This window comes from Rothia sp. P4278 (assembly GCF_048512945.1).
GTDB lineage: Bacteria > Actinomycetota > Actinomycetes > Actinomycetales > Micrococcaceae > Rothia.
In genome coordinates this window covers 347,597-372,108 of record NZ_JBLXXU010000001.1, presented here as the reverse complement: position 1 = coordinate 372,108, position 24,512 = coordinate 347,597, and the positions used below count along the sequence as shown (strand labels likewise).

General features: G+C 55.4%; 27 protein-coding genes and 2 tRNA genes. 6 read left to right on the top strand and 23 right to left on the bottom strand.

Features of this window, described 5'->3' with window-relative positions; genetic code table 11:
* Positions 1 to 12 precede the first annotated feature (12 nt).
* The 9 genes from ACN085_RS01650 to ACN085_RS01610 all read right to left on the bottom strand — a co-directional run bounded on the left by ACN085_RS01650 (position 13) and on the right by ACN085_RS01610 (position 8,999).
* A complete protein-coding gene (locus ACN085_RS01650) occupies positions 13 to 837 on the bottom strand; it encodes a GNAT family N-acetyltransferase (RefSeq protein ID WP_419105301.1) in 825 nt (274 codons plus the stop codon).
* 134 nt (positions 838 to 971) lie between these two features.
* Complete coding sequence (gene nrdF, locus ACN085_RS01645) at positions 972 to 1,946, bottom strand: class 1b ribonucleoside-diphosphate reductase subunit beta (RefSeq protein WP_419099601.1); 975 nt, start codon at positions 1,944 to 1,946, stop codon at positions 972 to 974.
* Between the two features lie 180 nt (positions 1,947 to 2,126).
* Positions 2,127 to 4,307 carry a class 1b ribonucleoside-diphosphate reductase subunit alpha gene (nrdE, locus tag ACN085_RS01640; RefSeq protein ID WP_419099600.1) on the bottom strand — a complete coding sequence of 727 codons (2,181 nt, stop codon included), beginning with the start codon at positions 4,305 to 4,307 and terminating at the stop codon, positions 2,127 to 2,129.
* Positions 4,271 to 4,732: a class Ib ribonucleoside-diphosphate reductase assembly flavoprotein NrdI gene (gene nrdI / locus ACN085_RS01635; RefSeq protein ID WP_419099599.1), complete on the bottom strand. Its 462-nt coding sequence runs from the start codon at positions 4,730 to 4,732 to the stop codon at positions 4,271 to 4,273. The genes nrdE and nrdI overlap by 37 nt, the downstream gene beginning before the upstream one ends.
* Before the next feature lie 114 nt (positions 4,733 to 4,846).
* Complete coding sequence (gene nrdH / locus ACN085_RS01630; RefSeq protein ID WP_419099598.1) at positions 4,847 to 5,080, bottom strand: glutaredoxin-like protein NrdH; 234 nt, start codon at positions 5,078 to 5,080, stop codon at positions 4,847 to 4,849.
* Between the two features lie 498 nt (positions 5,081 to 5,578).
* Positions 5,579 to 6,664 carry an App1 family protein gene (locus tag ACN085_RS01625; RefSeq protein WP_419105302.1) on the bottom strand — a complete coding sequence of 362 codons (1,086 nt, stop codon included), beginning with the start codon at positions 6,662 to 6,664 and terminating at the stop codon, positions 5,579 to 5,581.
* A gap of 111 nt (positions 6,665 to 6,775) precedes the next feature.
* Positions 6,776 to 7,216, bottom strand: coding sequence for a hypothetical protein (locus ACN085_RS01620; protein ID WP_419105303.1), 441 nt, complete (start codon positions 7,214 to 7,216; stop codon positions 6,776 to 6,778).
* 126 nt (positions 7,217 to 7,342) lie between these two features.
* Positions 7,343 to 7,798 (bottom strand): 23S rRNA (pseudouridine(1915)-N(3))-methyltransferase RlmH, encoded by a 456-nt coding sequence (locus ACN085_RS01615; protein ID WP_419110368.1) that lies wholly within the window; start codon positions 7,796 to 7,798, stop codon positions 7,343 to 7,345.
* 13 nt (positions 7,799 to 7,811) lie between these two features.
* Entirely contained in the window at positions 7,812 to 8,999 is a 1,188-nt protein-coding gene (locus ACN085_RS01610) for a class I SAM-dependent methyltransferase (protein WP_419110367.1), read from the bottom strand.
* A gap of 105 nt (positions 9,000 to 9,104) precedes the next feature.
* Here ACN085_RS01610 and ACN085_RS01605 point away from each other — a divergent pair, with 105 nt between their 5' ends.
* Together ACN085_RS01605 and ACN085_RS01600 are read left to right on the top strand one after the other, a co-directional pair.
* A complete protein-coding gene (locus ACN085_RS01605; protein WP_419099593.1) occupies positions 9,105 to 9,350 on the top strand; it encodes a hypothetical protein in 246 nt (81 codons plus the stop codon).
* The gene (locus ACN085_RS01600) at positions 9,347 to 10,342 is read left to right on the top strand and encodes an SRPBCC family protein (protein WP_419105305.1); all 996 of its coding nucleotides are present in this window, start codon (positions 9,347 to 9,349) and stop codon (positions 10,340 to 10,342) included. The genes ACN085_RS01605 and ACN085_RS01600 overlap by 4 nt, the downstream gene beginning before the upstream one ends.
* Positions 10,343 to 10,370: 28 nt before the next feature.
* On the opposite strand, the gene ACN085_RS01595 is transcribed toward ACN085_RS01600, so the two are convergent.
* Positions 10,371 to 11,591: an MFS transporter gene (locus tag ACN085_RS01595; RefSeq protein WP_419110366.1), complete on the bottom strand. Its 1,221-nt coding sequence runs from the start codon at positions 11,589 to 11,591 to the stop codon at positions 10,371 to 10,373.
* Positions 11,592 to 11,753: 162 nt separating this feature from the next.
* Here ACN085_RS01595 and ACN085_RS01590 point away from each other — a divergent pair, with 162 nt between their 5' ends.
* Positions 11,754 to 12,044: a LysE family transporter gene (locus tag ACN085_RS01590; protein WP_419105307.1), complete on the top strand. Its 291-nt coding sequence runs from the start codon at positions 11,754 to 11,756 to the stop codon at positions 12,042 to 12,044.
* A 21-nt stretch (positions 12,045 to 12,065) separates the two neighbouring features.
* Here ACN085_RS01590 and ACN085_RS01585 read toward each other — a convergent pair whose 3' ends face one another.
* Positions 12,066 to 12,488 carry an ASCH domain-containing protein gene (locus ACN085_RS01585; RefSeq protein ID WP_419110365.1) on the bottom strand — a complete coding sequence of 141 codons (423 nt, stop codon included), beginning with the start codon at positions 12,486 to 12,488 and terminating at the stop codon, positions 12,066 to 12,068.
* A 163-nt stretch (positions 12,489 to 12,651) separates the two neighbouring features.
* Between ACN085_RS01585 and ACN085_RS01580 the strand changes: the two genes are divergently transcribed.
* Positions 12,652 to 13,497 carry an aminoglycoside phosphotransferase family protein gene (locus ACN085_RS01580; protein WP_419105309.1) on the top strand — a complete coding sequence of 282 codons (846 nt, stop codon included), beginning with the start codon at positions 12,652 to 12,654 and terminating at the stop codon, positions 13,495 to 13,497.
* 5 nt (positions 13,498 to 13,502) lie between these two features.
* On the opposite strand, the gene ACN085_RS01575 is transcribed toward ACN085_RS01580, so the two are convergent.
* On the bottom strand, positions 13,503 to 14,051 hold the full coding sequence (locus tag ACN085_RS01575) for a GNAT family N-acetyltransferase (RefSeq protein ID WP_419110364.1): 549 nt from the start codon (positions 14,049 to 14,051) through the stop codon (positions 13,503 to 13,505).
* A gap of 175 nt (positions 14,052 to 14,226) precedes the next feature.
* On the opposite strand from ACN085_RS01575, the gene ACN085_RS01570 reads away from it, so the two are divergent.
* On the top strand, positions 14,227 to 14,991 hold the full coding sequence (locus ACN085_RS01570; RefSeq protein ID WP_419099586.1) for a ThiF family adenylyltransferase: 765 nt from the start codon (positions 14,227 to 14,229) through the stop codon (positions 14,989 to 14,991).
* A 25-nt stretch (positions 14,992 to 15,016) separates the two neighbouring features.
* A complete protein-coding gene (locus ACN085_RS01565; protein WP_419110363.1) occupies positions 15,017 to 15,829 on the top strand; it encodes a TatD family hydrolase in 813 nt (270 codons plus the stop codon).
* A gap of 73 nt (positions 15,830 to 15,902) precedes the next feature.
* Here the strand turns inward: ACN085_RS01565 and ACN085_RS01560 are convergent.
* From ACN085_RS01560 to rplU, 11 genes are all read right to left on the bottom strand, one after another.
* Positions 15,903 to 15,978, bottom strand: a tRNA-Ala gene (locus tag ACN085_RS01560).
* Position 15,979: 1 nt separating this feature from the next.
* Positions 15,980 to 16,052 (bottom strand) — tRNA-Ala (locus ACN085_RS01555).
* A gap of 200 nt (positions 16,053 to 16,252) precedes the next feature.
* Positions 16,253 to 16,705 carry a ribosome silencing factor gene (rsfS, locus tag ACN085_RS01550; protein ID WP_419099583.1) on the bottom strand — a complete coding sequence of 151 codons (453 nt, stop codon included), beginning with the start codon at positions 16,703 to 16,705 and terminating at the stop codon, positions 16,253 to 16,255.
* Between the two features lie 61 nt (positions 16,706 to 16,766).
* Positions 16,767 to 17,873 (bottom strand): hypothetical protein, encoded by a 1,107-nt coding sequence (locus tag ACN085_RS01545; RefSeq protein WP_419110362.1) that lies wholly within the window; start codon positions 17,871 to 17,873, stop codon positions 16,767 to 16,769.
* A gap of 88 nt (positions 17,874 to 17,961) precedes the next feature.
* Entirely contained in the window at positions 17,962 to 18,657 is a 696-nt protein-coding gene (gene nadD, locus ACN085_RS01540) for a nicotinate-nucleotide adenylyltransferase (protein WP_419099581.1), read from the bottom strand.
* 98 nt (positions 18,658 to 18,755) lie between these two features.
* Complete coding sequence (locus ACN085_RS01535; RefSeq protein WP_419099580.1) at positions 18,756 to 19,004, bottom strand: hypothetical protein; 249 nt, start codon at positions 19,002 to 19,004, stop codon at positions 18,756 to 18,758.
* A gap of 131 nt (positions 19,005 to 19,135) precedes the next feature.
* On the bottom strand, positions 19,136 to 20,419 hold the full coding sequence (locus ACN085_RS01530) for a glutamate-5-semialdehyde dehydrogenase (RefSeq protein ID WP_419110361.1): 1,284 nt from the start codon (positions 20,417 to 20,419) through the stop codon (positions 19,136 to 19,138).
* Positions 20,420 to 20,497: 78 nt separating this feature from the next.
* Positions 20,498 to 21,691 (bottom strand): glutamate 5-kinase, encoded by a 1,194-nt coding sequence (proB, locus tag ACN085_RS01525; RefSeq protein ID WP_419099578.1) that lies wholly within the window; start codon positions 21,689 to 21,691, stop codon positions 20,498 to 20,500.
* A 126-nt stretch (positions 21,692 to 21,817) separates the two neighbouring features.
* Positions 21,818 to 23,392, bottom strand: a complete 1,575-nt coding sequence (gene obgE / locus ACN085_RS01520) for a GTPase ObgE (protein WP_419110360.1) — start codon at positions 23,390 to 23,392, stop codon at positions 21,818 to 21,820.
* Positions 23,393 to 23,553: 161 nt separating this feature from the next.
* Complete coding sequence (rpmA, locus tag ACN085_RS01515) at positions 23,554 to 23,811, bottom strand: 50S ribosomal protein L27 (protein WP_135013898.1); 258 nt, start codon at positions 23,809 to 23,811, stop codon at positions 23,554 to 23,556.
* Between the two features lie 56 nt (positions 23,812 to 23,867).
* Positions 23,868 to 24,179 (bottom strand): 50S ribosomal protein L21, encoded by a 312-nt coding sequence (gene rplU, locus ACN085_RS01510; RefSeq protein ID WP_419099576.1) that lies wholly within the window; start codon positions 24,177 to 24,179, stop codon positions 23,868 to 23,870.
* Positions 24,180 to 24,512 lie beyond the last annotated feature (333 nt).

Sequence of the window (24,512 nt, the reverse complement as noted above, 5' to 3'; positions counted from 1 at the left end):
GAATCTCTACCATTAGCTCACCGAAATTTCATTAAGACTGGTCGAGACGAACTCCCACCAGGCCGGGCGCAGACCGGCCTTCAGGGCTACCTGCTGGCTCAGGATATGTGAGGGGCTTGTACCGTAGAAAGGAACGAATCCTTCCAGCAGAATAGCAACTGCAAGTTCACGCACCAGATAAGAAGCCAGCCCCCTACCCCGGTACTCGGGGAGCACATCAATCCCAATTTGCCGGCACCAGTTGGAGTCTTCGCTAGCCCCTGAAAGAGCAACCACTTCGCCCCCGGCAAGGGCCCCCAGTACCTGGACATCTGGGCGGAGCTCCTTGAAACCCAGGGCATTTTCGAAGCGGCTATCGCCCCGGAATTTCTCGAATTCTTCCGGCTCAAGCCACCGGTACTCAAAGCCTGCGGGGGCAGACCGTTGTAGGTTCTGTTCCTGCCAAAAATCTTTGCCGGGGGTATAGAAGAGCGAGGTACCGCTTAGCTGTAGCGCATAGGGGGTCAGGTAATCGTTGAGTTTGCGCAGTTCGGAGTAGTCCCCCACCCAGTTGCCGTTGTCCCCTGCTAGTAGGTTATCGGCGGCCTCGCGGACTCGCGGGTGCTGGGCGCAAATCACCGTCAGCCCTCGAAAGTTTATCAGCCTCAGCTCCCAGTGGTCACGGTAGCGGCGGCGGGCCGGGTGCATTTGGTCCAGCGGTAGTCGAGGCGCAGAAAGCTGGGTAGAACCGTGCTGACGAGCTATGGCAATGGCCTGTTCAGGTAGGCACAAATCTACCGACAGTTGGGCGGCCAAAATTTCTTCTACAGCTACATAGCTGGTGATGGCGGCAGGCATAGCTCTCTTTCTCTGGCTATCTGGCTCGTCTCCTGGGGCGCGGGCAGCTACTGGTGAACGCACCTGTCATGCCTCTCCCCCGCTTGTGTGCGGTGGAGAGGCAGCTTTCTTCAGGTTAAACGTTGGGGCTTAGCTTAGAAGTCCCAATCCTCGTCCTCTGTGTTAACGGCCTTGCCGATCACGTAGGATGAGCCGGAGCCAGAGAAGAAGTCGTGGTTCTCATCAGCGTTGGGTGACAGGGCTGCCAGGATTGCCGGTGACACGTTAGTGACGGTTGCCGGGAACATAGCCTCGTAGCCTAGGTTCATGAGTGCCTTGTTGGCATTGTAATGCAGAAACTTCTTAACGTCCTCGCTCAGGCCAACCCCGTCGTAGAGTGAGTGGGTGTAGGCCACTTCGTTCTCGTAGAGTTCGTAGAGCAGGTCGAAGGTGTATTCCTTAAGTTCTGCCTGGCGCTCGGGGGTTTCCTTTTCAAGAGCGCGCTGGAACTTGTAGCCAATGTAATAACCGTGCACGGCTTCGTCCCTGATAATCAGGCGGATCAGGTCTGCGGTGTTGGTGAGCTTGGCACGAGAGGACCAGTACATGGGCAGGTAGAAGCCGGAGTAGAAGAGGAAGGATTCCAGCAAGGTTGAAGCTACCTTCTTCTTAAGGGGATCGCTGCCCTGGTAGTAGTCCATGACGATGCGGGCCTTCTTCTGCAGGTGCTCGTTCTCGGTGGACCAGCGGAAGACCTCATCGATTTCCTTGGTGGAGCAGAGCGTGGAGAAGATGGATGAGTAGCTCTTGGCGTGTACGGACTCCATGAAAGCGATGTTGGTGTACACGGCTTCTTCGTGGGCAGTTACGGCATCTGGCAGCAAGGAGACAGCGCCAACGGTTCCCTGGATGGTGTCCAGCAGGGTCAGGCCGGTGAAGACGCGCATGGTGAGCTGCTTTTCTTCCTCGGTGAGGGTCTTCCAGGACTGGACGTCGTTGGAGAGCGGCACCTTTTCTGGTAGCCAGAAGTTGGCGGTCAGGCGGTCCCAGACCTCTAGGTCTTTTTCATCTTCGATACGGTTCCAGTTGATTGCTTCAACGTGATGGACCAGTTCGACCTTCTCACTCATGGTGATGGGTTCTCCTCGCATGGGGGTGGTATGTGTGCCGGTGAGGGCACTTTCGTTTCTATTCTGTCACCCTACCGGGTAAAAAGCATGGTGACCTTGAGGCGGGTTTGGGGGTGCTCCCCCGCCGGGCTCGAAAAAGCTTGCTGGGCTTCATAGTCCAGCCCAGCAAGCTTCAAGCCTTTAGAGCATGCAGGACACGCAGCCTTCGACTTCGGTCCCTTCAAGAGCCATCTGGCGGATACGCGAGTAGTAGATGGTCTTAATGCCCTTTCGCCAGGCATAAATCTGGGCCTTGTTGACGTCGCGGGTAGTTGCGGTGTCCTTGAAGAAGAGGGTCAACGACAGGCCCTGATCCACGTGCTGGGTGGCAACAGCGTAGGTGTCGATGATCTTCTCGTACCCGATTTCGTAGGAGTCCTGGTAGTAGTCCAGGTTCTCGTTGTTCATGTAGGGCGCGGGGTAGTAGACACGGCCCAGTTTGCCTTCCTTGCGGATCTCAATCTTGGAGGCAATCGGGTGAATCGATGAGGTTGACCCGTTAATGTAGGAGATTGAGCCGGTGGGCGGAACGGCCTGCAGGTTCTGGTTGTACATACCGTATTCAGCGACGTTGGCAGCCAGCTGCTTCCAGTCATCAGCGGTGGGTACAGAGTGTCCTGTAAAGAGTTCACGGGCTCGTTCGGTCTCAAAGTCCCAGGTTCCGTTGATGTACTTCTCAAAGTACTCGCCGCTGGCGTACTTGGACTTATCGAACCCCGCAAAGGTTTCCTTGCGTTCACGGGCGATTTCCATAGAGGCGCGGATTGCGTGGTAGGTGACGGTGTAGAAGTACATGTTGGTGAAATCAAGTGCTTCTTCGGAACCGTAGTAGATATGCTCGCGGGCCAAGTAGCCGTGCAGGTTCATCTGTCCCAGGCCAACGGCGTGGCTCATGGAGTTACCGCGTTCGATGGAAGGTACGGAGCGAATATCAGACTGGTCTGAGACTGCTGTTAGCGCGCGAATTGCGGTTCCCACGGTCTGACCCAGATCACCACCGTCCATTGCCAGGGCAATGTTGAGTGAACCCAGGTTGCAAGAGATGTCCTTGCCAACGGTTGCGTAACCCAGGTCGGGGTTGTAAACCGAGGGCTCGGAAACCTGCAGGATCTCGGAGCAGAGGTTGGACATAATGATTTTGCCGTCGATGGGGTTGGCCTTGTTGACGGTGTCCTCAAACATGACGTAGGGGTAGCCGGACTCGAACTGGATTTCTGCCAGGGTCTGGAAGAATTCGCGGGCCTTGATTTTAGTCTTCTTGATGCGAGCATCATCGACCATTTCGTAGTACTTCTCAGAGACGTTGATATCTGAGAAAGGTAGGCCGTAGATACGCTCAACATCGTAGGGCGAGAAGAGGTACATGTCCTCGTTCTTCTTAGCCAGTTCGAAGGTGATATCGGGGATGACTACGCCCAGGGACAGGGTCTTAATACGGATCTTTTCGTCAGCGTTTTCGCGTTTGGTGTCCAGGAAGGAGTAGATATCTGGGTGGTGGGCGTGCAGGTAGACTGCACCTGCACCCTGACGGGCACCTAGCTGGTTGGCGTAGGAGAAGGAGTCTTCCAGGAGCTTCATCACGGGGATAACACCCGAGGACTGGTTCTCAATCTTCTTGATGGGTGCGCCGGCTTCACGCAGGTTGGTGAGCGCAAAAGCCACACCGCCGCCGCGCTTGGAGAGCTGCAGGGCCGAGTTGATGGAGCGTCCGATGGACTCCATGTTGTCTTCGATGCGCAGCAAGAAGCAAGAAACCAGTTCGCCACGCTGCTTCTTACCGGCGTTCAGGAAGGTGGGGGTCGCCGGCTGGAAACGACCTGCGATGACCTCTTCAACAATCTTGGTGGCAAGAGCCTGATCGCCCTCTGCTAGCAGCAGGGCTACCATGACCACGCGGTCTTCGAAGCGTTCCAGGTAGCGCTGACCGTCAAAAGTTTTGAGCGCGTAGGAGGTGTAGAACTTGAAGGCCCCCAGGAAGGTGGGGAAGCGGAACTTCTTGGAGTAGGCCAGTTTAGAAAGCTCTTTGACGAACTCGAAGGGGTACTTTTCGAAGATCTCTGGCTCGTAGTACTGGTGCTTGATGAGGTAGTCAATCTTTTCTTCTAGGTCGTGGAAGAAAACAGTGTTGTTGTTGACGTGCTGCAAGAAGTACTGGCGGGCTGCTTGCCGGTCAGCCTCGAACTGAATCTGGCCCTTCTCATCGTATAGATTTAGCAGGGCGTTGAGCTCGTGGTACCCCATGCCCTGGTATTTTTCGGGGGTGCTTGGGTCCTCGTGGCCTGGTTCTAGGCTGAGACCGGGTACAGGGAGTTTTGAGTCCAAAATTCTTCTAGTCCTTTTCGTACGGTGTCTACGTCTTCTTGGGTGCCCATCAATTCAAATTTGAAGAGCACCGGTACCTGACATTTAGCGGCGACTTTATCTGCTGCTACGCAGTAAAGGTCACCAAAGTTTGTGTTCCCGGCTCCAATGACTCCTTGTAGGAAACGGCGGTTTTCTGGGATGTTGAGGAACTTCAGCACCTGAGGTGGGATAGATCCGGCCCCTCCTGGACGCCCGTAGCTTGGTAGACAGAGGACGTAGGGGTGGTCTACTAGGGGTGGCTCGTCCTTGGTTTTCAGGGGGAGCCTGACACTGTTTATCCCGGTTTTCTGGATGAACTTGTGTGTGTTTTCAGAAACTGATGAGAAGTAAACGATAGTGGGTTGGCTCGTGATCTGTTCTGGTGTGTACTGGGGTTTTTCCATGAGCGCAGTCGCCTGGCCTGAGGTTGTAGTTACTGGGTTCTTGCCTGCTCTTATACGGCGGCAGTTCAAGGGGCCCTTGCTGGCTGTACAGTCCTCTAAAGCCCCAGAAGATTTTTAAGCGGCGAGTTCGGCTAGAGAGTTAATGCGGTCGGGCTGGAAACCTGACCAGTGGTTTTCGCCGGCGATCACAACGGGTGCCTGCAGGTAACCCATGCCCTTGATAAGTTCTAGCGCTGCGGGGTCCTCGGTGATATCAACGGTGTTGTATTCGACTCCGAGCTTATCGAGTGCGCGGTAGGTCATGTTGCACTGAACGCATGCTGGCTTGGTGTACACCGTTACGGTCATGGTGGGGTCTCTCCTTGGTATCCCGCTTGCGCAGGAAGTGACTGAAGCGAACAGCCCTTGCGAGCTGTGTGGGGGTGTTCTGGGGAGGAATCTCCCTTATCCCCCGAACCGGGATTTAATACTACATCTAGTGTTCAAAGCACGCACCTAGCCCAACATAGTGTGGTCTGTTACGAAAAAATTTTTGGTCGACGTCTATCCACAGGGCCTTCCGCGGGTTTCCGCGCTTTAAGGGGGTTATCCACATATTTATCGGTTACCGTAGCTCAGTTGCCCCATCATGTGAGTTACGATGCAGGCTCTGTTCCCGGGCTCGCACCGGGTGGCTAAAGCTACCGCGTATTTACAAGGGAATGGCGCTTAACCCTAAATTGAGCCTTGAGCCTTTAAGGCTTGTTCACCAAGATTTAAGAGATTTTTTTACCAAGGTGTGTCATCGAAAAAGCACCCTTGCCAGGCTTGACAAGGGTGCTTTTTAAGGTTTTGGGGGGACAAGGGCTACACTAGGCCGCGTTCTTTCAACTGCTCGTAGAGGGCAGTACCGTCATTGCCTTCCAGCCAGAGGTCACCTTTGATGATATCGCGGGCTCGATTATCGCCCCAGACACGGCCTGAGGAAAGGACCGATTCGCCAAAGGTGAGGTTACGAATCAGGATTGCTTCTACGTTCTGGGGGTAGCGCACAGCAAACCCATTGTAGATTTCGGGGTCCCGCTGACCATCATCACCGATGAGAATCCACCGTATATTGGGGAACTCACCGGCAAGGCGTTTGAGGGCGTTTACTTTATGGAGCGATCCGGAGCGGAACCAGCGATCAGGGGTGGGCCCCCAGTCGGTGAGCAGGAAGGTGCCTTTGGGGTAGCCGTTACGGTGCAGAAAGCGGCGGAGGGTGGGGGTAACGTTCCAGGCACCGGTGGAAAGATACATGAAAGGTGCCTTGGGGTGAGCTCGGTGTAGGCGATCCATCATCACCGCCATGCCGGGGGTCGCACTCCTGGCGTGCTCGTTGAGCACAAAACTGTTCCAGGCTGCCACGAAAGGCCGGGGAAGGGCCGTGTTCATGACAGTATCGTCCACGTCGCAGATAACGCCCAGGGTTTGGTCTTCGGGTACGATGTAGACGCTGGTGGTTACCGGCTGGCTCCCCTCTGTGGACATCGTGACGTCGTGCAGACCGGGTGCAAGGTCCAGCTTGAGCTTCTCATCAATTACTCCCCCTCGGTCTGTATAAACTGTGTGGGTTAGACCGTCAATGGTGACGTTAATCGGGGCGTGAGAAATCGCTACCGAGGTAAAGGACCGCCAGCCCCGCACAGGGTCCACGGAGGGGTCGCCCTTTTCAACAGAGTCAAAGAACTCCTCAAACAGGTTTGTTTTGTAGAGTGCCCGTCCGAGTATCCGGACCCAACCTTGCCCACCGTACCCAACGCTGGGAACGAGGACGGGTTCAAGCCCGGTTTGGCGGGCACGTTTGGCTCGGAATGAGTGAATGTTATCGCCAACACGGTAAACGATGTTGGCGGCTTCGTCAGCTGCTTCTGCAACGATGGTTCTTAGTTCGTGCGCCCCGGGAGTGCTCATAGGGCTAGTTTTTCATATTCTTGCTCTCAACGCATATTTGGCTCGGCCTTAAAGCGTAAGGTGGGCACCGTCTGCGGCGCCCACCTGTGTGTGATGAGAGAGTGTTATTGGTTATGCAACATTGAGAACGCAGGTTGCGCTACCGGTGCCCTCAGCCGCGTTGTTGTGGTTAACATGCTCGCCTTCTTTAAGAGAGTAGCCGGTACCCTTAATAGCGCAGGAGACCTCGGCCTCAGCATCCTGAGCTGAAACTGAAATACGGAGCTGGGAACCTGAGAGGTCTGCCAGGTCGTCGAAGGTCAGCTTGTAGAAGTTTTCGCCTTCAAATTCTGTGCTGTTGCCCTCAAAACTAATCTGGTCCTGGTAAACAGTGACGGTTGCGGGTACTTCGGCGCCGTTATGTTCGGCAGTTACCTCAAAGGTGATGTCGTCACGGCCACCCCAGCCGTCAGTTTTTTCGAAGCCCAGGCCGGGAACAGTGGTTTGCGCACAGCCAGCGAGCAGGGCGGTCGCCGCAAGCGCGGATACTACGGTAACTTTTTTCTTTGCCATACATAAAAATATAGCCGGTTGGCAGGCTCTTGAGGTAATGCTACGCGCCGGGAGCTGACAGTTTGTGCTCAAAACTGTCTCAAGCTCCCTAGAAAGCTAAGTAACAATAACCTCTGAGACCCGACCCTATTGGTGGTGATAGGGGCGCCCAGCCGCAATTTCACCGGCCCGGTAAATCTGCTCGGTAATAATCAGTCGGACCAGCTGATGGGGAAAGACCAGCTCCGAAAGGCTCCATACAGTATTGGCGCGGGAACGCACTGTCTCATCTACCCCGTAGGCCCCACCGATCACCAGGACGATCCGTTTAAAACCCAGCTGTGCCTGAAGAACCCGAGATAACCCCGGGGAGCTGAGCATCTTGCCCCGCTCATCGAGCAGAATCAGGTAATCATCACGGCCAATTTTTTCCAGGATGCGCCGGGATTCTTCGGCACGAGCGGCTTCTTCTGCCAAAGATGAGTGCGGTAAATACTGCCAGGTCAGGTCCCAGGGCTTGCGCAGGCGGGTTTCGTAGCGATCAATTCCGTCCGCAACCCATTTCTCGTGCTTCTTACCGATGGCAATAATTTTGATAGTCATAGTTTCTTTCTGCCTATTTCTTGCTGGCACTCAAGACGGTAAAGGTGGGTGTACGTTCCAGCTGGCGGGTATTAATGAAGAGTTCTTCTACCTGCTGGCGATAGCGAGCGTGCGAATTATGCACTAGATATAAGCGCCCACCGGGTGCCAGCACACGGTAAGCGGCTCTCAGGAGAGGACCAATCAAAGTAAGGTCCACCGCTGTTCCTAGATGGAAGGGCGGGTTGAGCAGGACAGCATCTACGCTGGCATCAGGTAACCTACTCGCAGCATCATCCCAGCTCACCTGTACGGCAGGGTTCTTAGTGAGGTTAACTGTAGCCGAGCGAATAGCGTCAAGGTCCAGGTCAGTGGCATAGAGCGCTGATACCCGGCACCCCACAGGTAAGCTACCCAAGATGTCCAAACTCACAGAGCCATTACCGCACCCTAAATCGAGCAGAGTTAATGGTCGTTTGTTCACAAGCTCATTATCGGAGCTTGCAAGGTCGCTAAGGAAGGCACGGGCTAAGAGCTGACCACCAGCATCGGGCTTACCGCCGGAGAACACCCCACCAAAAGCGGCGAGCGCACCAGCCAGCTTAGGTGGACTCCCCTGGGGTTTTGGTTCGGTTGCTAAGAGGCACCGGTGTTTGCCTTTGCCGCGCAGTCCACGAACGCTGGCGAAGCTCTGCCCCAGTGTCTCGTTAAAGGTGTGAACCATGTGTTTAGTATTACCGCCTACTAGCAGAGTTGCCCCGGCTCCCTTGGCCTGTTGGTAGGTGGAAAAATCGTAGCTGGTGTCCGCTAGTGCAGAGTGGCTCTTAGGTAGGTGCCCCAAAGCTAGGTTGCCCTGAAAGCTGTGGGCTACCAAAAAGTTGGTGAGGCCAAAGGTGCCTGGGTCTATCTCTCCTTTGTTATCGAGGCCGGCTATGAGGAGGCGGGCGGACGCTTCCTCCCCTAGGGTGTGAGCCGTGTGGAAGAGCTCTAGCGCTAGGTCATAGGAGCGTTGACGGCTGAGCACCCGCCCTCCGCGAGCAAGCACTAGGGCTAGTGACTCCAAAGTTAAAGCACCGGTGGGGTCATCGAGAATCAAGATATCCTGCCCCGGCCCCTTAGTAATCTGGCGCATGTCTTTGGAGTCAGCAAGAATGAGTCGGTCAAGGGCAGTGCCACGGGAGTCAGCCAGGGCTAGTATTTGCTTGCTCAGGAGGGTATTCACCAACCTATTATCTCACGGAGTCAGCATGGGACTGCACGGAAAACTATCTAGACAATTGTCAACATATATTGACACTATCCACCATTAGCAACTAAGGTTGACATCATGGATCCAGAAGCAGCCACCCATCAGGCAGCCAACACCAGTGACCCTAGACGGGGTCTGCGTGCAGTAGCAACACTGAAAGCTCTTGCCGACTCTCTTGAACATCAGCAAGTCGAAGCCGCGCTCAAGAGCGGCATGAGCTGGCAGGCCATTGCAGATTGCCTAGGGGTTAGCCGGCAGGCTGTGCACAAAAAGTACGCCAAACGGATAGACCCATCTATCCCTCTCCCACGGAGGAAATCATGACCCTACAGAAGAAGCAGGCGCCTTCATTAACTGATTACATCGCAACCCTTACCCTAGCCCGGGATATTGCAACAGAGCGCGGCAAAAATATCATCGACCTGCCTGATCTGCTCATGGCTCTCGCACTCGATGCTGGCCAAGTAGGGGTCACCCTCCGCAGTCACAGAGCACACCCAAGAGTCCTAGCTAGCGCGACCAGAGCAGTTGATAACAAGCTACTCAAAGAACTCGGTATCAGCGCACCAGCCCCAGTGTCACTCCCGGAGCTTGCTGGCTACCAGCTGACTGACCGCGCAAGGAGAATTCTCAATCAGGTAAAGACATCCCGTGAGCTAGCCCTTGCTCTGGCCCAAGAGTCCAGTGGGTATATCCAAGAGATCCTGAGCGAAGCCAAGATAGAGCATTCAGCGCTTGTAACGGCCCTAGAACAGCTGCCCTCCTCTACATCCAGGCAGGTTGTTGACACTTCACATCAGAACCGTATCGGTGCAAGTCACACGGTATTCCTTCCGACCAACCCGCAAAAGGCCTGGGAATTCGTCAGTAACCCCAGCAACCTCCCCAACTGGCTACCTGCTATCGAGTCTCTCGAGGTAGAGCCAGGATCCACCGGACCCTGGCTTGGTCGCTCAGCTGCTCCCACCGGAAAATTTTCTAAGGTTCCAAGCAAACCAAGCCGGCAGGTTCAAGAAGTCACTCTCATAGGAAAAGACGCAGAAAGTAAGCGCATTGAGTATGAGCTCAAGTTCCCCCATGAACCGCAGCTGAACACTCAACAGGTTTCAGTCCAGCTCACCGAGGACTCAAATGGGTGCATCTGCCGGCTATCTCTCGTATGGGTTCGGCCCAACAGCAAGAAGATAGGTACCCTCCAAGGCCTGGTGCGCAAGCCACTTGGCCTTATTGCTAAACCTGCCGTGAGGTACTTTGTGATGGGGCAGGCAACCGCTATCACGAGGAACCTACGTCAAGCATTAGATAAGGAACTTTAAGGTCAGCTAGGTAGACCGTCCCCAGGAATTAGCGTCTGCTAGCCCACAGCCCTATCGCCCCGGGGGCAAGGAGCAGACCAGCTAGCCCGGCAAGGACAGGGAAGGATGCAGCCGCCAGTACAAGGCCTGATGCCAGTGCTGCCATAGCTGCCCCCAGGTTCATGAGCGCATCTAGGCCGCCTGAGGCTTCAACTCTCTGTTTCTGCGGGAGCGAGGCCGCAAAGAGCGCCGATCCGGCGACAAACACCGCCGACCAGCCCAAGCCCAGCAGGGTCAGGGAAAGTACCATCACAGGCTGGTTCTCGGGTGCAACTATGGCTAGTGCGAGTGAAAGTACAAGTGTCATCAGCCCCGCCATAATAACCGGTCGTTGCCCAAACCTATCAGCGGCAATTCCCATGAGCGGGGACAGGCCGAACATGCCCAGAACGTGCAAGCTGATCGTCAGGCCAATGACTTCAATGCTGGCGCCCTGGTGGTTCATGTGAACCGGCGTCATGGTCATCACGCTCACCATCACAGTATGGGCACCCAGCAGAGCAAGAACAGCGCACCGTGCCTGAGCGTTACCAACAATATGCCGGTAAACCGCTGCACACCGGGCACCAAAAGAAGGCCGGTGGGGGCTGACTCCCGGCGGGTCAGTCACATTCGATGTAAGGGAGGGGGCAGGCAGGAACAGGTAGGCCATCGCTGTAGCTAAGCAGAGAGCAAGGGCAGCTAGCCCGAAGGCTGTGCCGTAGAGGTTGGTACCCCACCGCTCAGAGAGCAGGCGGGCTGGCGTACCGATGTTAGGCCCGAGCACAGAACCGATGGTTCCCACCCACACGATAAAGCTCAGGGCTGAGGTACGCTGAGACTCTGAGGCCTGGTCGGTCGCTGCAAACCGTGCCTGGTAGCTAGCTGCGCTCCCCGCACCAATCATGAGCATACCCAGGATAACCGGGGTAAGGTAGGCGCCCCCTGCAGAGAATGCCAGAAGAGCAGCCCCCAGACTTGCGACCAGCCAGCCCGCCGAGAGAGCACACCGGCGTGATGTTCGTGCTGCCAGGTTGGCCAGCGGAATACCGAACAGGGCCGCACCAAAAGTGGAAGCCGTCCTCGCTACTCCTGCGAGCGCCTGGCTGTGGGTCATCTCGCTGGCAAGCAGAATACCGATGGTAGGGGCGACTCCTAGCCCGATGGTTCCAAAGACCTGAGTGAGGGCTAGGGCTAGGAGGGTGCGGCGTTGCGAAGCGGGGGCAGTCATAGCAACCATTGTATGAGGGGTTTACAGGGATGGGGGTGTCCATTTGTTGTTTGTTCTTTTTGTTGTTTGTTCTTTTTGTTGTTTGTTCTTTTTGTTGTTTGTTCTTTCGGCTTGGGTCTTGCCTCCGATTTAGGATAGTGCTATGACTTTCGCCCTCTGACTTTGGTTGGTCGGGGCTTTTGGGTGAATATGTCTAACCCTAAGGCTATTGTTTTTATGCTTGCCTTTATGCCGCAGTTCATTAGACCCGATCAGCCGCAACTTCCCCAGTATCTGATTCTGGCCGTGACCATGGTGGCTATCGATCTTGCGGTGATGTGGGGCGGTTTTGCTGTGGTGGCTCAGCCGCTGACCCGGCTGAGCCATTCACCGCGCGGGCAGAAGATTCTTAACCTTATTTTTGGTTCCCTCTTCGTGCTGGTGGCCCTCCTGATGATTTTTGCTATCCACTAAGGGCCAAGCTCTTCTGGCCCATTACCTGCTAGACGGTAGCGGGAGCATCCGAAACCATTGGCAGACCACCAGGGTATTTTCATCAAGCTCAATCTCCGGTTGCCCCAAGTGGGTTCGGTAGTCTTCTGATCCCCAGAAAGTACGGTGAGCCGCCCACCAATCGTCAACCGAGGTAAACCCTTCACCTTCTGCCAGAGCAAAGTCAAGTTTCATGTCGCTCACCGGCAGTACCTCCACGGCTACGGTTTCGGTTAGACAGACCGGATGCTGGTGTGAATCAAGAACGATTTCGCGCTGGCCCACCTGGGGCAGGTCTTCCCCAAAGCGCCGGTATTCCTCGTATAGGGATGAGGTCGCGGTCTTCTGCCCGCTAAGAATTGCGGCGACAAGCCGGTCCCGCAGCGGCCTGGGAGTTCCATATTCCCCGACCGGTAGTGCGCCCATATCAGCCCTTGCCCCATCTCAGCTTTCTCTCCTGATAACCATATCTAGGTAACGCTAGCTTCGCGCCAGTTGTCAAGCGTCTTGTCTCGAGCCCAACTCGTCCAGGTAGCGACTTCTTCTGCGCCAATGCGCTAAACTCTAGCCAGATAGCGGAGGGATAACAATGGACGCGGTAACTATAGACCAAGAACTAATCCACGAGGTCATCGGCGCAGTTGCCCCAGAGCAAACTCTGGATCAGGTCGTACATCTGGGGACAAGTTCGGTCGTGGCCTTGACTGAAGATCTGGCGATACGTATTGCCCGCAACACCGAAGTGGCAAAATCAATTCTGCGGACCCAGAAGCTAGTTGATGCCCTACCCGAGTATTCTTTCGGCCTCCCCCGCTCCGCCGGAGAGCCCTTACAAGAAGAGAGGGTTACAGCTGTACCAACCCTACGATTATGGGGAGAGCCTCACGCCGCCGGGAGAGGTAATACAGCAGTTTTATACGGGGTTCTTCAAGAAATTAGAGCTACCTCCACCAGCCATATCCGACCTTATCTTGCAGAGCCCCGAGCCTTCTGCGGCGGTAAACGGTGGCGGAATGAGATGTTAGAGCAGGTGATACCGCTTCTGAGCTACGCAGCTCAAGAGCGAGCGCTGGCTATTATTAACGACCTCAGTGCCCTCCAAGCAACTTTAGACACATCTCAACTTGTGTTTTCACATGTTGACCTAGCCGGAACCAATATGTTGTTTGAAGGTGGCAAGGTCAGCGGAATCTTAGACTGGGACCTCGCAACTGTGGATGACCCAGCAGTAGATATCGCCTGCCTGGCTGCATGGCATGGGGACCAGTTCATCCGGTTGCTCGCGCGTACCCGTGAGGAGGCCGAGCGTGCCATGCTTTTTAGGCTCTCGCACCCTTTGCAGGTGATAGCCTTTTCTATTCTACATAAGCACCCCAAAGAGCAAGTTGATGCACTCATTGCCAGAGCTGAGGAGCGTCTACTTAAAAACTATTGAGCCGGTTAGTCCTGGCCCCACGGCACCGGAGTGCTTGTTCCGCTTTCCCAGTCACTGCGTAAGATAGCGTAGGCTACCGAATCGCGGGGTTCAGCGCCGGTGACCGGCCAACCCTGTCTGTAGTATGCTTCCTTAACCCAGCCGGCTTTGACAAAGGTACGGCGCATGGGCAGGTTATCGTCCCTTGTCTGCCCCTCGAAGCGGCGTGTAGCTGGCATGTGCTCAAATACCCAAGCCGTTGCTACCTTAAGAACTTGAACTCCCAGGCCCCTGCCGCGATACCGGCTAGCTAGACGTAGATCAAAGACCGGGGTGTCATCTTCCAAATCCTCAAAGCGAATAAGGCCAATTCGACCAAGGTCAGCATGATCAACCCAGTAAGAATCACGTTCATCACTCCGGTAGGCTCCGGATTCAATGGCTTTTTCAATCTGCTCACGCGGCATCTGTGGAGTCACATGAAAAGGCCAGTGGTTACCCGTTATAAAGTCAATAAGGTCTTCTCTCTCAGCGATTGGATCAATGCGAGTTAACGTTATGTGGTCGAGGTTCATAAGATACTCCGAATAAAGAATTATTTGTAATCTGAAAGATAAGGAGCCTAAAAGTCAACCTAACAGATGAACCTGTAGATGACCAGATGCACCCAACGGGCTGGTAGATCTTACGCTGAGCAATAGGGTTCAAGTATGCGATAATAACCTGGTGCGAGATGAGAGGGGCCCCACCGTGGGAATTGAGAGTGAACGCTTTGCCCGGCTAAGACTGGTCCTTAGAGATGAGGGTCTACAAAAACTGCAGGATGCGACCGTCATGGTTCTTGGATTGGGTGGGGTAGGCTCTGCCTGCGCCGAAGCCCTAGCACGGGGCGGGGTAGGTAACCTGATTGTGCTCGATCGAGATGTGGTTGAAGAGAGCAACATCAACCGTCAGGCTCTGGCGTTTACCTCTACCCTGGGCAAGGTCAAAGCTCTGGTCATGGAGGGCATGATTAAGGAGATTCAACCCGACTGCAAAGTGATTGCCGAGCAGATTTTCCTGACACCGCAGAACATTGCTGAGACCCTTGGGCAGTTCCCGCGCCCTGATTACGTCATTGACTGCATCGACACTATCTCCCAGAAACTGGCCGTCTACCGCTGGGCGGCAGAGAACAACCTTAACCTGCTGGCCTCTATGGGTGCAGCCAACCGGCTTGACCCGACCATGCTGGAGTTCGCCAATATCCGTAAGACCTATAACTGCTCTATGTCCAGGGTCATTCGCTCGGAGTGCAAGAAACGTGGTATCTACGGTCTAGAGGTTCTTTTCTCCACAGAGCTACCCTTTGCCGTGGAAAAGACCGGTGGAAACACCAAGGGAGAGACCCTGGGGTCCATGAGCTATATGCCGCCTATTATGGGTCAGATGCTGGCAGGTAGGGTCATCCGCCAGCTAGCTGGCATGGAAGAGATTCAGGCACCGCCCTACCTTGCTCCTCAGCCCGGTGAGTAACTCTGTCGAAGAGGAGGGAACCAGCATGCCTAGTCTGCTTCTGGATTCTCATTTTCACCTTGATTTTCTGGCCCCTAAGCTGCGCGAACCTTTTGTGGATTCCCTGATCGCTCAGGGTGCACAGGTTGTTGCCCAAACCCTGCTACCGTCAGCCTATAAAGAGCTAGCAGCTTACTCCCCCAGCTCTAGTCTAAGAGGTCAGGCTCCCCTGCTTTCTTTGGGCTTTCACCCCTGGTGGATTACCTCACCGGAGCAGGCAGAGCGGGAGCTCGCTATTTTTGAGGAAGAGGTCATGAGCACCAGGTTTATCGGTGAAATTGGCTTGGACTTCCTCCCCCGGCGCTTAGAAACAGCCAGTGCTGACCTCCAACTGCAGGTGTTGGGGCGTATCTTGCTGTCAGTCAAGCAAGCCGCTACAGGATGGCCGGCAGATCAACCCTATGTGCTTTCTCTGCATGCGGTTCGGGCGGTCAGCCCGGTGCTTGACCTTCTTGATCAGTTAACTTCACCTGATTGCTCTGTCGTCCCGGTCATGCACCGTTTTGGGGGCAGCAGCGACGAGCTAACCCGGCTAATCAAGCTGGGCGGTTATATCTCGGTGCACCCGCAGATGTTAGAGACCAAGCGCGGGCGGGCCTATGTGCGCCAGGTGCCTGCTGAGCGGTTGCTACTGGAAACCGACCTTCCCGAAAGCCCGACAGCTGAACTGGATAGTGGTCTCTTCGCCCGCCAGGTTGCTGGGTATCTGCAGCAGATGGTGGATGACATATCAGCTCTGCGGGACGAGGACTTCCTGCTCACGCTACTGGCTACCCAGGCTCTGCTCTACCCCCTCTAGCCCTTCGGCTGAAACGGATACCGGGCACGAAAAAGCGGTCTCCGTGATATGTCATCACGAAGACCGCCTTTCTTGGTGGAGGTAAGGGGATTCGAACCCCTGACCTTCTGCATGCCATGCAGACGCGCTACCAACTGCGCCATACCCCCGTGGAGCTAAGGGGATTCGAACCCCTGACCTTCTGCATGCCATGCAGACGCGCTACCAACTGCGCCATAGCCCCTTATAAAGTTGTGTGCCACTCTTGGCGACCTCTCCATCTTATGGCACACCCAAGCACTAAGGCAAATTCACCGACCGGCAACATTTATGAACTGCGCCACACCCTGCGCCTATTGGGAGTTACAGAAAAAGGTGCCCCGCCCACTCGGGGCAGGGCACCTCAAAAAGTAAGCTACCTTCATGGCTAGCTAGAGCAAAAATTTAGTCCTCGCGCTGGTTCATCAGATCAGCCTCAGGGGTGATGATATTGAAATCAGCTTCAGCCCCTTGGGTATCAACCCTACCAGCTTCACTTTCCAGGCCAAGGTCGATACGGGGCGCTTCGCCCCACAGGCGGTCCAAAGCATAGAAGGCGCGGTCTTCTTCATGCTGAACATGAACCACAATATCCCCAAAGTCCAGCAAGACCCAGCGGCCCTCGGCGCGGCCTTCCCGGCGCAAGGGCTTGAGGCCCAGTTCTTCGCGGAGCTTGTCCTCCACCTCATCAACAATCGCGTTGACCAGTCGTTCGTTGTGGGCCGAGACCACCAAGAAACCGTCAATCAAACCCATGATATCCGAAGCATCGACCGCCAGCAGGTTAGTACCCTGCATCTGATCAGCCGCGCGTGCGGCTACCTTCAATGCTTCAATAGACTCTGCAGCAGCAGTCATTTCGCCCTTTCCGAGCACTTCACTCCCCCAAACTTTTTGAGGGGTTTTATTCATCTAAAATCTAATTGTAAAAAACGACCCAGACAAGAACCAAGGCAACCAAAAACAGGAAGATGCCCCCCATAGCGACAAGGGTGCCGCCCTTGCCGGGCTTCTCCGAAGATGCCGATTCAACAGCATCAGTCGCCTCAGCATCTGCTGATAGGTCAAGAGCACCGGTACCACCCTGTTGCTGACCTGTGATGACAGAAGCATCAGGTCCGTCAACCAAATCTGCCTGGCACAGTTCATCTGAGGTATCGCTCTCCGATTCAGCAAGAAGCTTGCCCTCAGGAACCTGAGTGTTTTCTTCAGAACTATCAGATTCTACAGCACGAGCCGTCTCGCTGGCTAGGGCACGCTCACTCGGTACAGGCTGGGCAGGTGTGTCGAGTTCAGTCAAGTCCAGGCCTTGGGCATCGATAGCACGAACGGGGCTAGGTAGCTCTAGAGCAGGAGTCGCAAGGGGAGCCGAGACCGCTTGGGCTACAGCATCATCGGCCTGGTCGGCAGTTTCATTCGTTTTAACTTCTGCTTCTTCAGGGCTGATGGCTTCTTCCTGGGCCTCTTCACCGGCAGCAGGCTCATCGTTAGCCTCAGAATTTTCATGGGCTGTTTCGTGGGCGTCGCCCCCTGATGCAAGATCTTCAATACTGATGAAATCGCTGTCGCTACCAATCTCAATCGGTGCTGCCGCAAAGTCAGTCTGGTCAGACCCTAGAGCTTGCCCATCATCGGGTTCACCAAGAATCTGTTGGCCAATATGCCCCAGGGGGTCCTCAACAAGAGTGACCTGGTTATGGTCATAATCAATGTCAAGCTCTCCCTCATCAGTGCTAATACTCCCCATCTGCGAAAGCCCCACCAGGGTAGCACTCGGGTCAGCTTTGACGGTCAGCCCCTCAACCTTCCCCATAAACATAGGAGGAGGGGGTAGCTCATCATCCCCGCGCGCCACGGCCCGCAGGTAATTGGCAGCTTCATCATAGTAGCGAGAAAGACGACGAGGACCCATCGGCCGCGTAGGAGGTGGCACCTCAATACCATCATCTGTGATGAAAGTATCGGAGAGATAACTGGGCGCGACATTTTTACTGGTGCCCTCTGCCTTCTTGGGTGTGCTGCTCACAGTTTCATTCCTCACGAAAGTGCCTAAATCTTGACTCAATAGTACCAAGTCAGCCTTAAAGTCCCCATCAGCCAACCTGGGCCGTTACCTATTTATGGGCCGGCAAACCATCGCTGTATCGCCCGCCCCCCTCTTCATCGGCGGTGTGCTGGTAGAGGTCATACTTGTTGATGTACTGGACCACCCCGTCGGGCACCAGGTACCACACCGGCAGACGGTACCGCACCCGATCCCGAATATCGGTTGACGAAATCGCCATAGCCGGAATCTCAATAACACGGACCCTACCCTCCGCTTGGGGCGGTACGGTGAGCTCATGACCGGGCCTGGTCACCGCAACGAAGGTAGCCAAATCCCACATTTTATCTGCGTCTTTCCAGGTAGCGATCTGGCTCATAGCATCGGCCCCGGTGATGAAGAAAAGCTCAACATTCGGTCGATCTTTATGCAGGTCAGTCAAGGTATCGATAGTGTAGGTCGGTCCCCCACGGTCGATATCGACCCGGCTGACGCTAAAGCGCGGGTTAGAAGCTGTGGCAATCACCGTCATCAGGTAACGGTGCTCCGGGTCAGATACCCGTTTCTTAGCCTTCTGCCAGGGGTTGCCCGTAGGCACAAAAACAACTTCATCCAGGCCTAGCACGGCAGCTACCTCGCTGGCGGCCACCAAGTGCCCGTGGTGGATCGGGTCAAAAGTGCCGCCCATGACACCTAACCTCGTTGCTGAGGGGTCAGGCTCAGGGATACTCAAGGCTTTACGGATATCTTGGGCAGGGCGAATCACGGGACTCCTGGGAAGCGGGTTCGGGGTACAGATTCGGCGCGGGCCCCGCGCCCCGAAAGGTCACTGCAGGCAACCGCGCCGAATCTACTAAAGGCTAATTAGTGCTTGTGCTTGCTGGTGTAATCACGCAGAGCTTTGGCCTCATCCTCTGAGAGATGGTCAGCTGCATGATCGGGGCGAACGATGCCGCGGCCAGAGAAAGAAATAGTAATGAAAAAGAGCAGGCCGAAGAAGACAAAGCCAAAAATGGCAAACATGTAGGTAGGCATACCCAGAACATGGAGCTGGTGGCTACCTTCTTCGGAGGCAAGGACTGCGGTGCCTGCTGCAAGAGCAGATGAGATCATGTGTGTACCTTTCAAACCTTAGGGGCGTATGCTCCCCTCAGCGCGGGCATAGTATGGAGCTAACACCATGCTACCGGTTAGAGCCGGCTTCTGCTGGTCTTTCCCCGATAGCCGACAAGTTTTTTACTCACTTAGTCGCGGGTGTGCCAGTCACCTCGCACAATCCACTTGCTTGTGGTCAGTTGTTCAAGACCCATGGGACCGCGAGCGTGCAGTTTCTGGGTGCTAATGCCGACTTCTGCGCCCAGACCGAACTGACCACCATCGGTAAAGCGGGTCGAAGCGTTCACATAAACCGCAGCCGAATCGATATCACGGATAAACTTTTCTGCGTTGCTCACGCTATTTGTCAGGATCGCCTCGGAGTGGCCCGTTGAGTATTTGCGGATGTGTTCAATAGCGGCTGGCAGGTCCGGGACGGTCTTAACCGCTAGGTCGAGAGAACCGTACTCGGTAGCCCAGTCCTCTTCTCTTGCATCAAGTGCCTGAGCACCGGCAGGCAGGTGAGCTCGTGACGCTTCATCAAGGTGCAGGGTTACCCCTGCCTTGACCAGTGCGGCCAGGACAGCAGAGGAGGCTTCGGAGCCCTCAGCCAGCAGAAGGGTCTCGACCGTGTTGCAGGTACCGGGGCGCTGGGTCTTAGCGTTCACCAAAATCTCAGCTGACTGAGCAGGGTCGGCTGAAACATCGACAAAGATATGGCAGTTGCCTTCACCGGTCTCAATGACGGGAACACGGGCCTTGTTTACCACCGACTGAATCAGCTGGTGGCCACCGCGCGGAATCAGGACGTCAATCAGGCCACGTGCCTGCATGAGCGCATTGGCGCCGTCGCGACCAAACTCATCAACAGACTGCACTGAGTCAATCGGTAGCCCGGTAGCGTGCACAGCATCACGGATAATTCGAACAATGACCTGATTGGTTTTGGCAGCAGCTGAGCCGCCACGAAGCATGACCGCATTACCGGATTTAATAGCCAGGCCAGCAATATCGACCGTGACATTCGGCCTTGCCTCGTAAATGGCACCGATAACGCCCAGGGGCACCCGAACCTGCTGCATACGCAGACCGTTGGGTAAGGTTGAACCCCGTACCAGCTCGCCCACGGGATCTGGAAGGGCAACCAGCTCACGCAGAGCAGCTGACAGCTCACTCACGCGCTTGGGGTTCAGGGCAAGCCTATCCAGCATGGCCTCGCTCATGCCCTTATCCCGCTCCCGGGCAAGGTCCAGAGCGTTCTGCTCCGTAATAATCTCGGCGTGAAGTTCCAAAGAATCCGCTACCGCAAGCAGGGCTTTATTCTTCCACCGGGTATCAGCCTTCGCCAGCCTACGCGAGGCAATGCGTGCATCCTCAGCCATATCGGCTACCTGACACATCACGTCTTCTGGAACAAGCAGTTGCTCTGCCATCACCCTAACTCCTTCACTCGTTCAAAACCTACACCCCATGCTATCGACAGATCAGGGCATCGGCCAGGAAAACTTTATCTAACGCACGGCACTAGCAACCAGGGCAATATTATCGGCGTGGGCGACTGTACCGTCGTATGTTTCACCCATAGCCTGCTGAATCTGCCCGGTATGTAGCCCCACCATCTGCGCTGTCTGATCAGAAGAGTAGGAGCTCAAAGCGTGGGCAAGAACCGTGCCTGACTCATCGGCAATCGCTACGGGGCTACCGCCCTCAAAGTTCCCGGAAACACGCACCAGCCCAGCAGCCAGAAGCGAGCGTCGGCGGAGCAGAGCTGCGGCGGCTCCCTTGTCCACGACCAGGGTTCCCTCAATGTCGGCCAGATGTTCCAACCACAGGGTCTGGACGGGCCGGCGCTCGCCGGTAGCGTAGAACCAGGTGCCCACGTCCTCACCAGCAAAGGCTTGGCGGGCCAGAGCCGCGCTGGTGACCAGGGCAGGAATGCCTGAGGCGGCGGCCACCTGGGCCGCCTTGACCTTAGTAACCATACCGCCTGAGCCAACACCGGCAGAACCCACCGAGCCAATACTCAGCCCAGCCAAATCCTGCTCATTTTTTACGTGGCTGACACGTTCACCGCCCTGGTCAGGGTGACGTGTGTAGAGCGCATCAACATCGGATAGCAAGAGTAGAGCATCAGCTTTGACCGTATGGGCAACCAGCGCCGCAATCCGGTCATTATCGCCAAACTTAATCTCAGTGGTCGCCACCGCATCGTTCTCGTTAATAATGGGCATGACTCCCAAATCCAAAAGGCGCTCCAACTGGCGGTGGGCATTCTGGTAGCGGTCACGGGCCATGAGGTCCTCAGCGGTCAAGAGCACCTGTGAAACAGTCACGCCGTAGCGAGAGAAAATATCGGTATAGCGGCTCATCAACAGCGACTGCCCCACCGATGCCGCAGCCTGCTGGGTCGCCAAATCCTTAGGACGGCGTGACAGCCCCAGCGGTGCCAACCCGGCGGCAATAGCACCTGAAGACACAAAAACCAGCTCAATATTGGGGTGCTGCCGCTTTTTCTTGGCGAGGACATCGGAGATGGTAGCAATAGCCAACTCGTCCAGCGAATTCTCAATAGAGGTAAGGGATGAGGAACCAACTTTCACCACAATGCGCTGAGCCAGCGGCATATCCGAGCGATGGAGAATCGGGCTACGCCGGTGTTTGCCCCGAGACTCAGCACTCGCCTGAAAGGCGTCCTTCAAATCCATTGCTTAGCTCCCTTAAAGAATCGTCTTTAGCTCTTTGAATATACAGCAGAGTCGCCCACCAACTCACGCTGGCAGGCGACTCATTGCACATTATGAAACCCTAATCGCAGCTTTATACCCGGCGCCCTACTGGTCCGAGGAATCCTGAGAAGGCTTTGAATTCTTCTGGGCAACAGATTCGGTCCAAATACCGGCTTTACGCTCAGCTTCAAGCTCTGCTCGAGCCTCAGCCTTGGCATCCATACGCTCGTGGAACTCAGCCTTACGCTGGGCACGAGTCGGGCGAATCAGCTCTTCAAGGCGGGCATCGGTACCGCGCGGTGAGGAGAGTAGCTCTGCGCCACCAACCATAGTGGGTTCCCAGTCAAAGACCACTGCATCGGCTTCTTCACCGATGACCACGGCATCACCCGCAACGGCACCGGCCTTGAAAAGTTCGTCCTCCACGCCCAGACGGTTCAGACGGTCGGCCAGATAGCCCACGGCCTCATCGTTGTTAAAGTCAGTCTGTTTGATCCAGCGTTCAGGCTTTTCGCCCATCACGCGGAACAGCGGCTCCAGGTTACGTTCTTCCTTGCGGATAATGAACTCCTGGCGCTTACGCGAGCGGAAGCCCTTGGGCTTGACGATGGTGACATCTTCAGCAGGTATCTCTTTGCTCTTCTTGCGCGCCTCGCGGTCTTCTTCCACCAGCTTGGCCATGGCAAAAGTGAGCTGGCGCAGGCCCTCATGAGAGGCGGTAGAAATCTCAAAGACTTTGTAGCCGCGCTCTTCGAACATGGGGCGCACGAACTCGGCAAGCTCACGCGCTTCGGGGACATCGACCTTGTTCAGAGCGATAATCTGGGGGCGATCATTGAGGGGGACGGTCACACCGGCGGTGGGGTCAACCTCGTAGTTTTCCAGCTCAGCACGAATCACATCGAAGTCAGAAATGGGGTCGCGGTTGGGTTCCAAGGTGGCGCAGTCAATGACATGTACCAGTGCGCTTGAGCGCTCTACGTGACGCAGGAACCTATGGCCCAGGCCCTTTCCTTCTGAGGCGCCCTCGATGAGGCCGGGTACATCGGCTACGGTGTAACGGGTATCGCCTGCCTGCACAACACCCAGGTTAGGAATCAGGGTGGTGAATGGGTAGTCGGCAATCTTGGGGCGGGCAGCAGAAATAGCGGCAATCAGCGAAGACTTACCGGCTGAGGGGTAGCCCACCAGAGCGATATCGGCAATTGACTTGAGTTCAAGGACGATATCTCGCTGTGAACCGGGAATGCCCAGCAGAGCGAAGCCAGGTGCCTTACGCTTGGTCGAGGCTAGAGCCGCGTTACCCAACCCCCCCATGCCACCTTCAGCCGCAACGAACTCATCGCCCATGCGAATCAGGTCTGCAAGCACGTTACCGTCTTTATCCTTAACCACGGTGCCCTGGGGAACAGGCAGAATAAGGTCTTGCCCATTGAAGCCGTGCGACATGTCGCCACGGCCAATATCGCCGTTAGGGGCGTGCTGGTGAGGGCTGTGGTGGTACTCCAGGAGGGTGGTTGTTTGACCGTCCACACGCAGGATAACGTCACCGCCTTTGCCCCCGTTACCGCCGTTAGGACCGCCCAAAGGCTTAAACTTTTCACGGCGAACCGAGACACAGCCGTGCCCACCGTGCCCGCCTGTTGCGTGCAGGACCACGCGATCTACAAATTCTGCCACGAAATAAAGCTCCTTAAAGCTAAAAATAAAAAATAGTGTGGGTATAAGTCTACAGGCTCAAAAAAGAGCAGGTCTGGTTATTGCGAACCTTACCCAAAAACATGAGAAAGGGCGACCACGTCTAGCGTGGTCGCCCTCTACACTGAAAAAGCTATAAAACCTTACTCAGCGGCTGCAAGGATGTTGACTACCTTGCGGCCCTTGCGGGTACCGAACTCGACCTTGCCTGCTGCCAGAGCGAACAGGGTGTCATCGCCACCGCGGCCAACATTGTTGCCGGGGTGGAAGTGGGTGCCACGCTGACGAACGAGAATCTCGCCGGCATTGACGGTCTCGCCGCCGTAGCGCTTAACACCGAGGTACTGGGGGTTTGAGTCACGGCCGTTGCGGGTGGAGCTTGCGCCCTTCTTATGTGCCATTGATGCCTACCTTAGGTAAAAAGAATGGGTTGTTTTAAAACCAGTCTAGTGCGAACTTACGCCTTGATCGCAGTGATCTTAACGGTGGTCAGTTCGGCGCGGAAGCCCTGACGCTTCTTGTAACCGGTCTTGTTCTTGTACTTCTGAATAACGATCTTGGGACCGCGGAGGTCTTCGATCTTTTCAGCAGTTACCTTGGCAGAAGCCAGGGTCTTTGCATCAGCGGTGACCTTGTCCCCATCAACTAGCAGCAGTACAGGAAGCTCAATAGTGCTTCCAGGCTCACCAGCGACGCGGTCAAGGGTAACGAGATCTCCTACTGAGACCTTTTCCTGGCGGCCGCCAGCGCGAACAATTGCGTATGCCACTTGGGAACTCACTTCTCTTGACGTCATTTTAATAATTGCAAGATAACCATCTCTGAAAGCTTCACCGGCTCAAACAGCAAGGTGCCTTACCCGGTTACCACAGTTTGCACCGGGTATTTTCAGTGATGAATTATCCTCTGTTGGCTTGGCCTTGAAATACCCTAGAGGATGTTCATGCCCTAGCTGAACTCACGCTAACGCTTGCTTGTGAGAACAGCACCACCTCACAAGTTTACGCCTTAACCTTGCGTTGGGCAAGCAGAGAGCAGGGGTGTGGGCAAGCACTCACCCTCAATCTCGCGGTAGCTCAAAACGCAAACAGGCCCCCGTCCC

Excerpts from the sequence above, each read along its gene's own strand:
- rpmA (WP_135013898.1), bottom strand. The coding sequence starts at position 23,811 with ATGGCACATAAGAAGGGCGCAAGCTCCACCCGCAACGGCCGTGACTCA.
- ACN085_RS01625 (WP_419105302.1), bottom strand. The coding sequence starts at position 6,664 with ATGAGCACTCCCGGGGCGCACGAACTAAGAACCATCGTTGCAGAAGCA.
- rsfS (WP_419099583.1), bottom strand. The coding sequence starts at position 16,705 with ATGACTGCTGCTGCAGAGTCTATTGAAGCATTGAAGGTAGCCGCACGC.
- nrdH (WP_419099598.1), bottom strand. The coding sequence starts at position 5,080 with ATGACCGTAACGGTGTACACCAAGCCAGCATGCGTTCAGTGCAACATG.
- ACN085_RS01580 (WP_419105309.1), top strand. The coding sequence starts at position 12,652 with ATGGACGCGGTAACTATAGACCAAGAACTAATCCACGAGGTCATCGGC.
- ACN085_RS01620 (WP_419105303.1), bottom strand. The coding sequence starts at position 7,216 with ATGGCAAAGAAAAAAGTTACCGTAGTATCCGCGCTTGCGGCGACCGCC.
- ACN085_RS01575 (WP_419110364.1), bottom strand. The coding sequence starts at position 14,051 with ATGAACCTCGACCACATAACGTTAACTCGCATTGATCCAATCGCTGAG.
- ACN085_RS01565 (WP_419110363.1), top strand. The coding sequence starts at position 15,017 with ATGCCTAGTCTGCTTCTGGATTCTCATTTTCACCTTGATTTTCTGGCC.
- ACN085_RS01530 (WP_419110361.1), bottom strand. The coding sequence starts at position 20,419 with ATGGCAGAGCAACTGCTTGTTCCAGAAGACGTGATGTGTCAGGTAGCC.
- ACN085_RS01605 (WP_419099593.1), top strand. The coding sequence starts at position 9,105 with ATGGATCCAGAAGCAGCCACCCATCAGGCAGCCAACACCAGTGACCCT.
- ACN085_RS01600 (WP_419105305.1), top strand. The coding sequence starts at position 9,347 with ATGACCCTACAGAAGAAGCAGGCGCCTTCATTAACTGATTACATCGCA.
- ACN085_RS01650 (WP_419105301.1), bottom strand. The coding sequence starts at position 837 with ATGCCTGCCGCCATCACCAGCTATGTAGCTGTAGAAGAAATTTTGGCC.
- proB (WP_419099578.1), bottom strand. The coding sequence starts at position 21,691 with ATGGATTTGAAGGACGCCTTTCAGGCGAGTGCTGAGTCTCGGGGCAAA.
- ACN085_RS01585 (WP_419110365.1), bottom strand. The coding sequence starts at position 12,488 with ATGGGCGCACTACCGGTCGGGGAATATGGAACTCCCAGGCCGCTGCGG.
- nrdF (WP_419099601.1), bottom strand. The coding sequence starts at position 1,946 with ATGAGTGAGAAGGTCGAACTGGTCCATCACGTTGAAGCAATCAACTGG.
- ACN085_RS01595 (WP_419110366.1), bottom strand. The coding sequence starts at position 11,591 with ATGACTGCCCCCGCTTCGCAACGCCGCACCCTCCTAGCCCTAGCCCTC.
- ACN085_RS01535 (WP_419099580.1), bottom strand. The coding sequence starts at position 19,004 with ATGATCTCATCTGCTCTTGCAGCAGGCACCGCAGTCCTTGCCTCCGAA.
- nrdI (WP_419099599.1), bottom strand. The coding sequence starts at position 4,732 with ATGGAAAAACCCCAGTACACACCAGAACAGATCACGAGCCAACCCACT.
- ACN085_RS01615 (WP_419110368.1), bottom strand. The coding sequence starts at position 7,798 with ATGACTATCAAAATTATTGCCATCGGTAAGAAGCACGAGAAATGGGTT.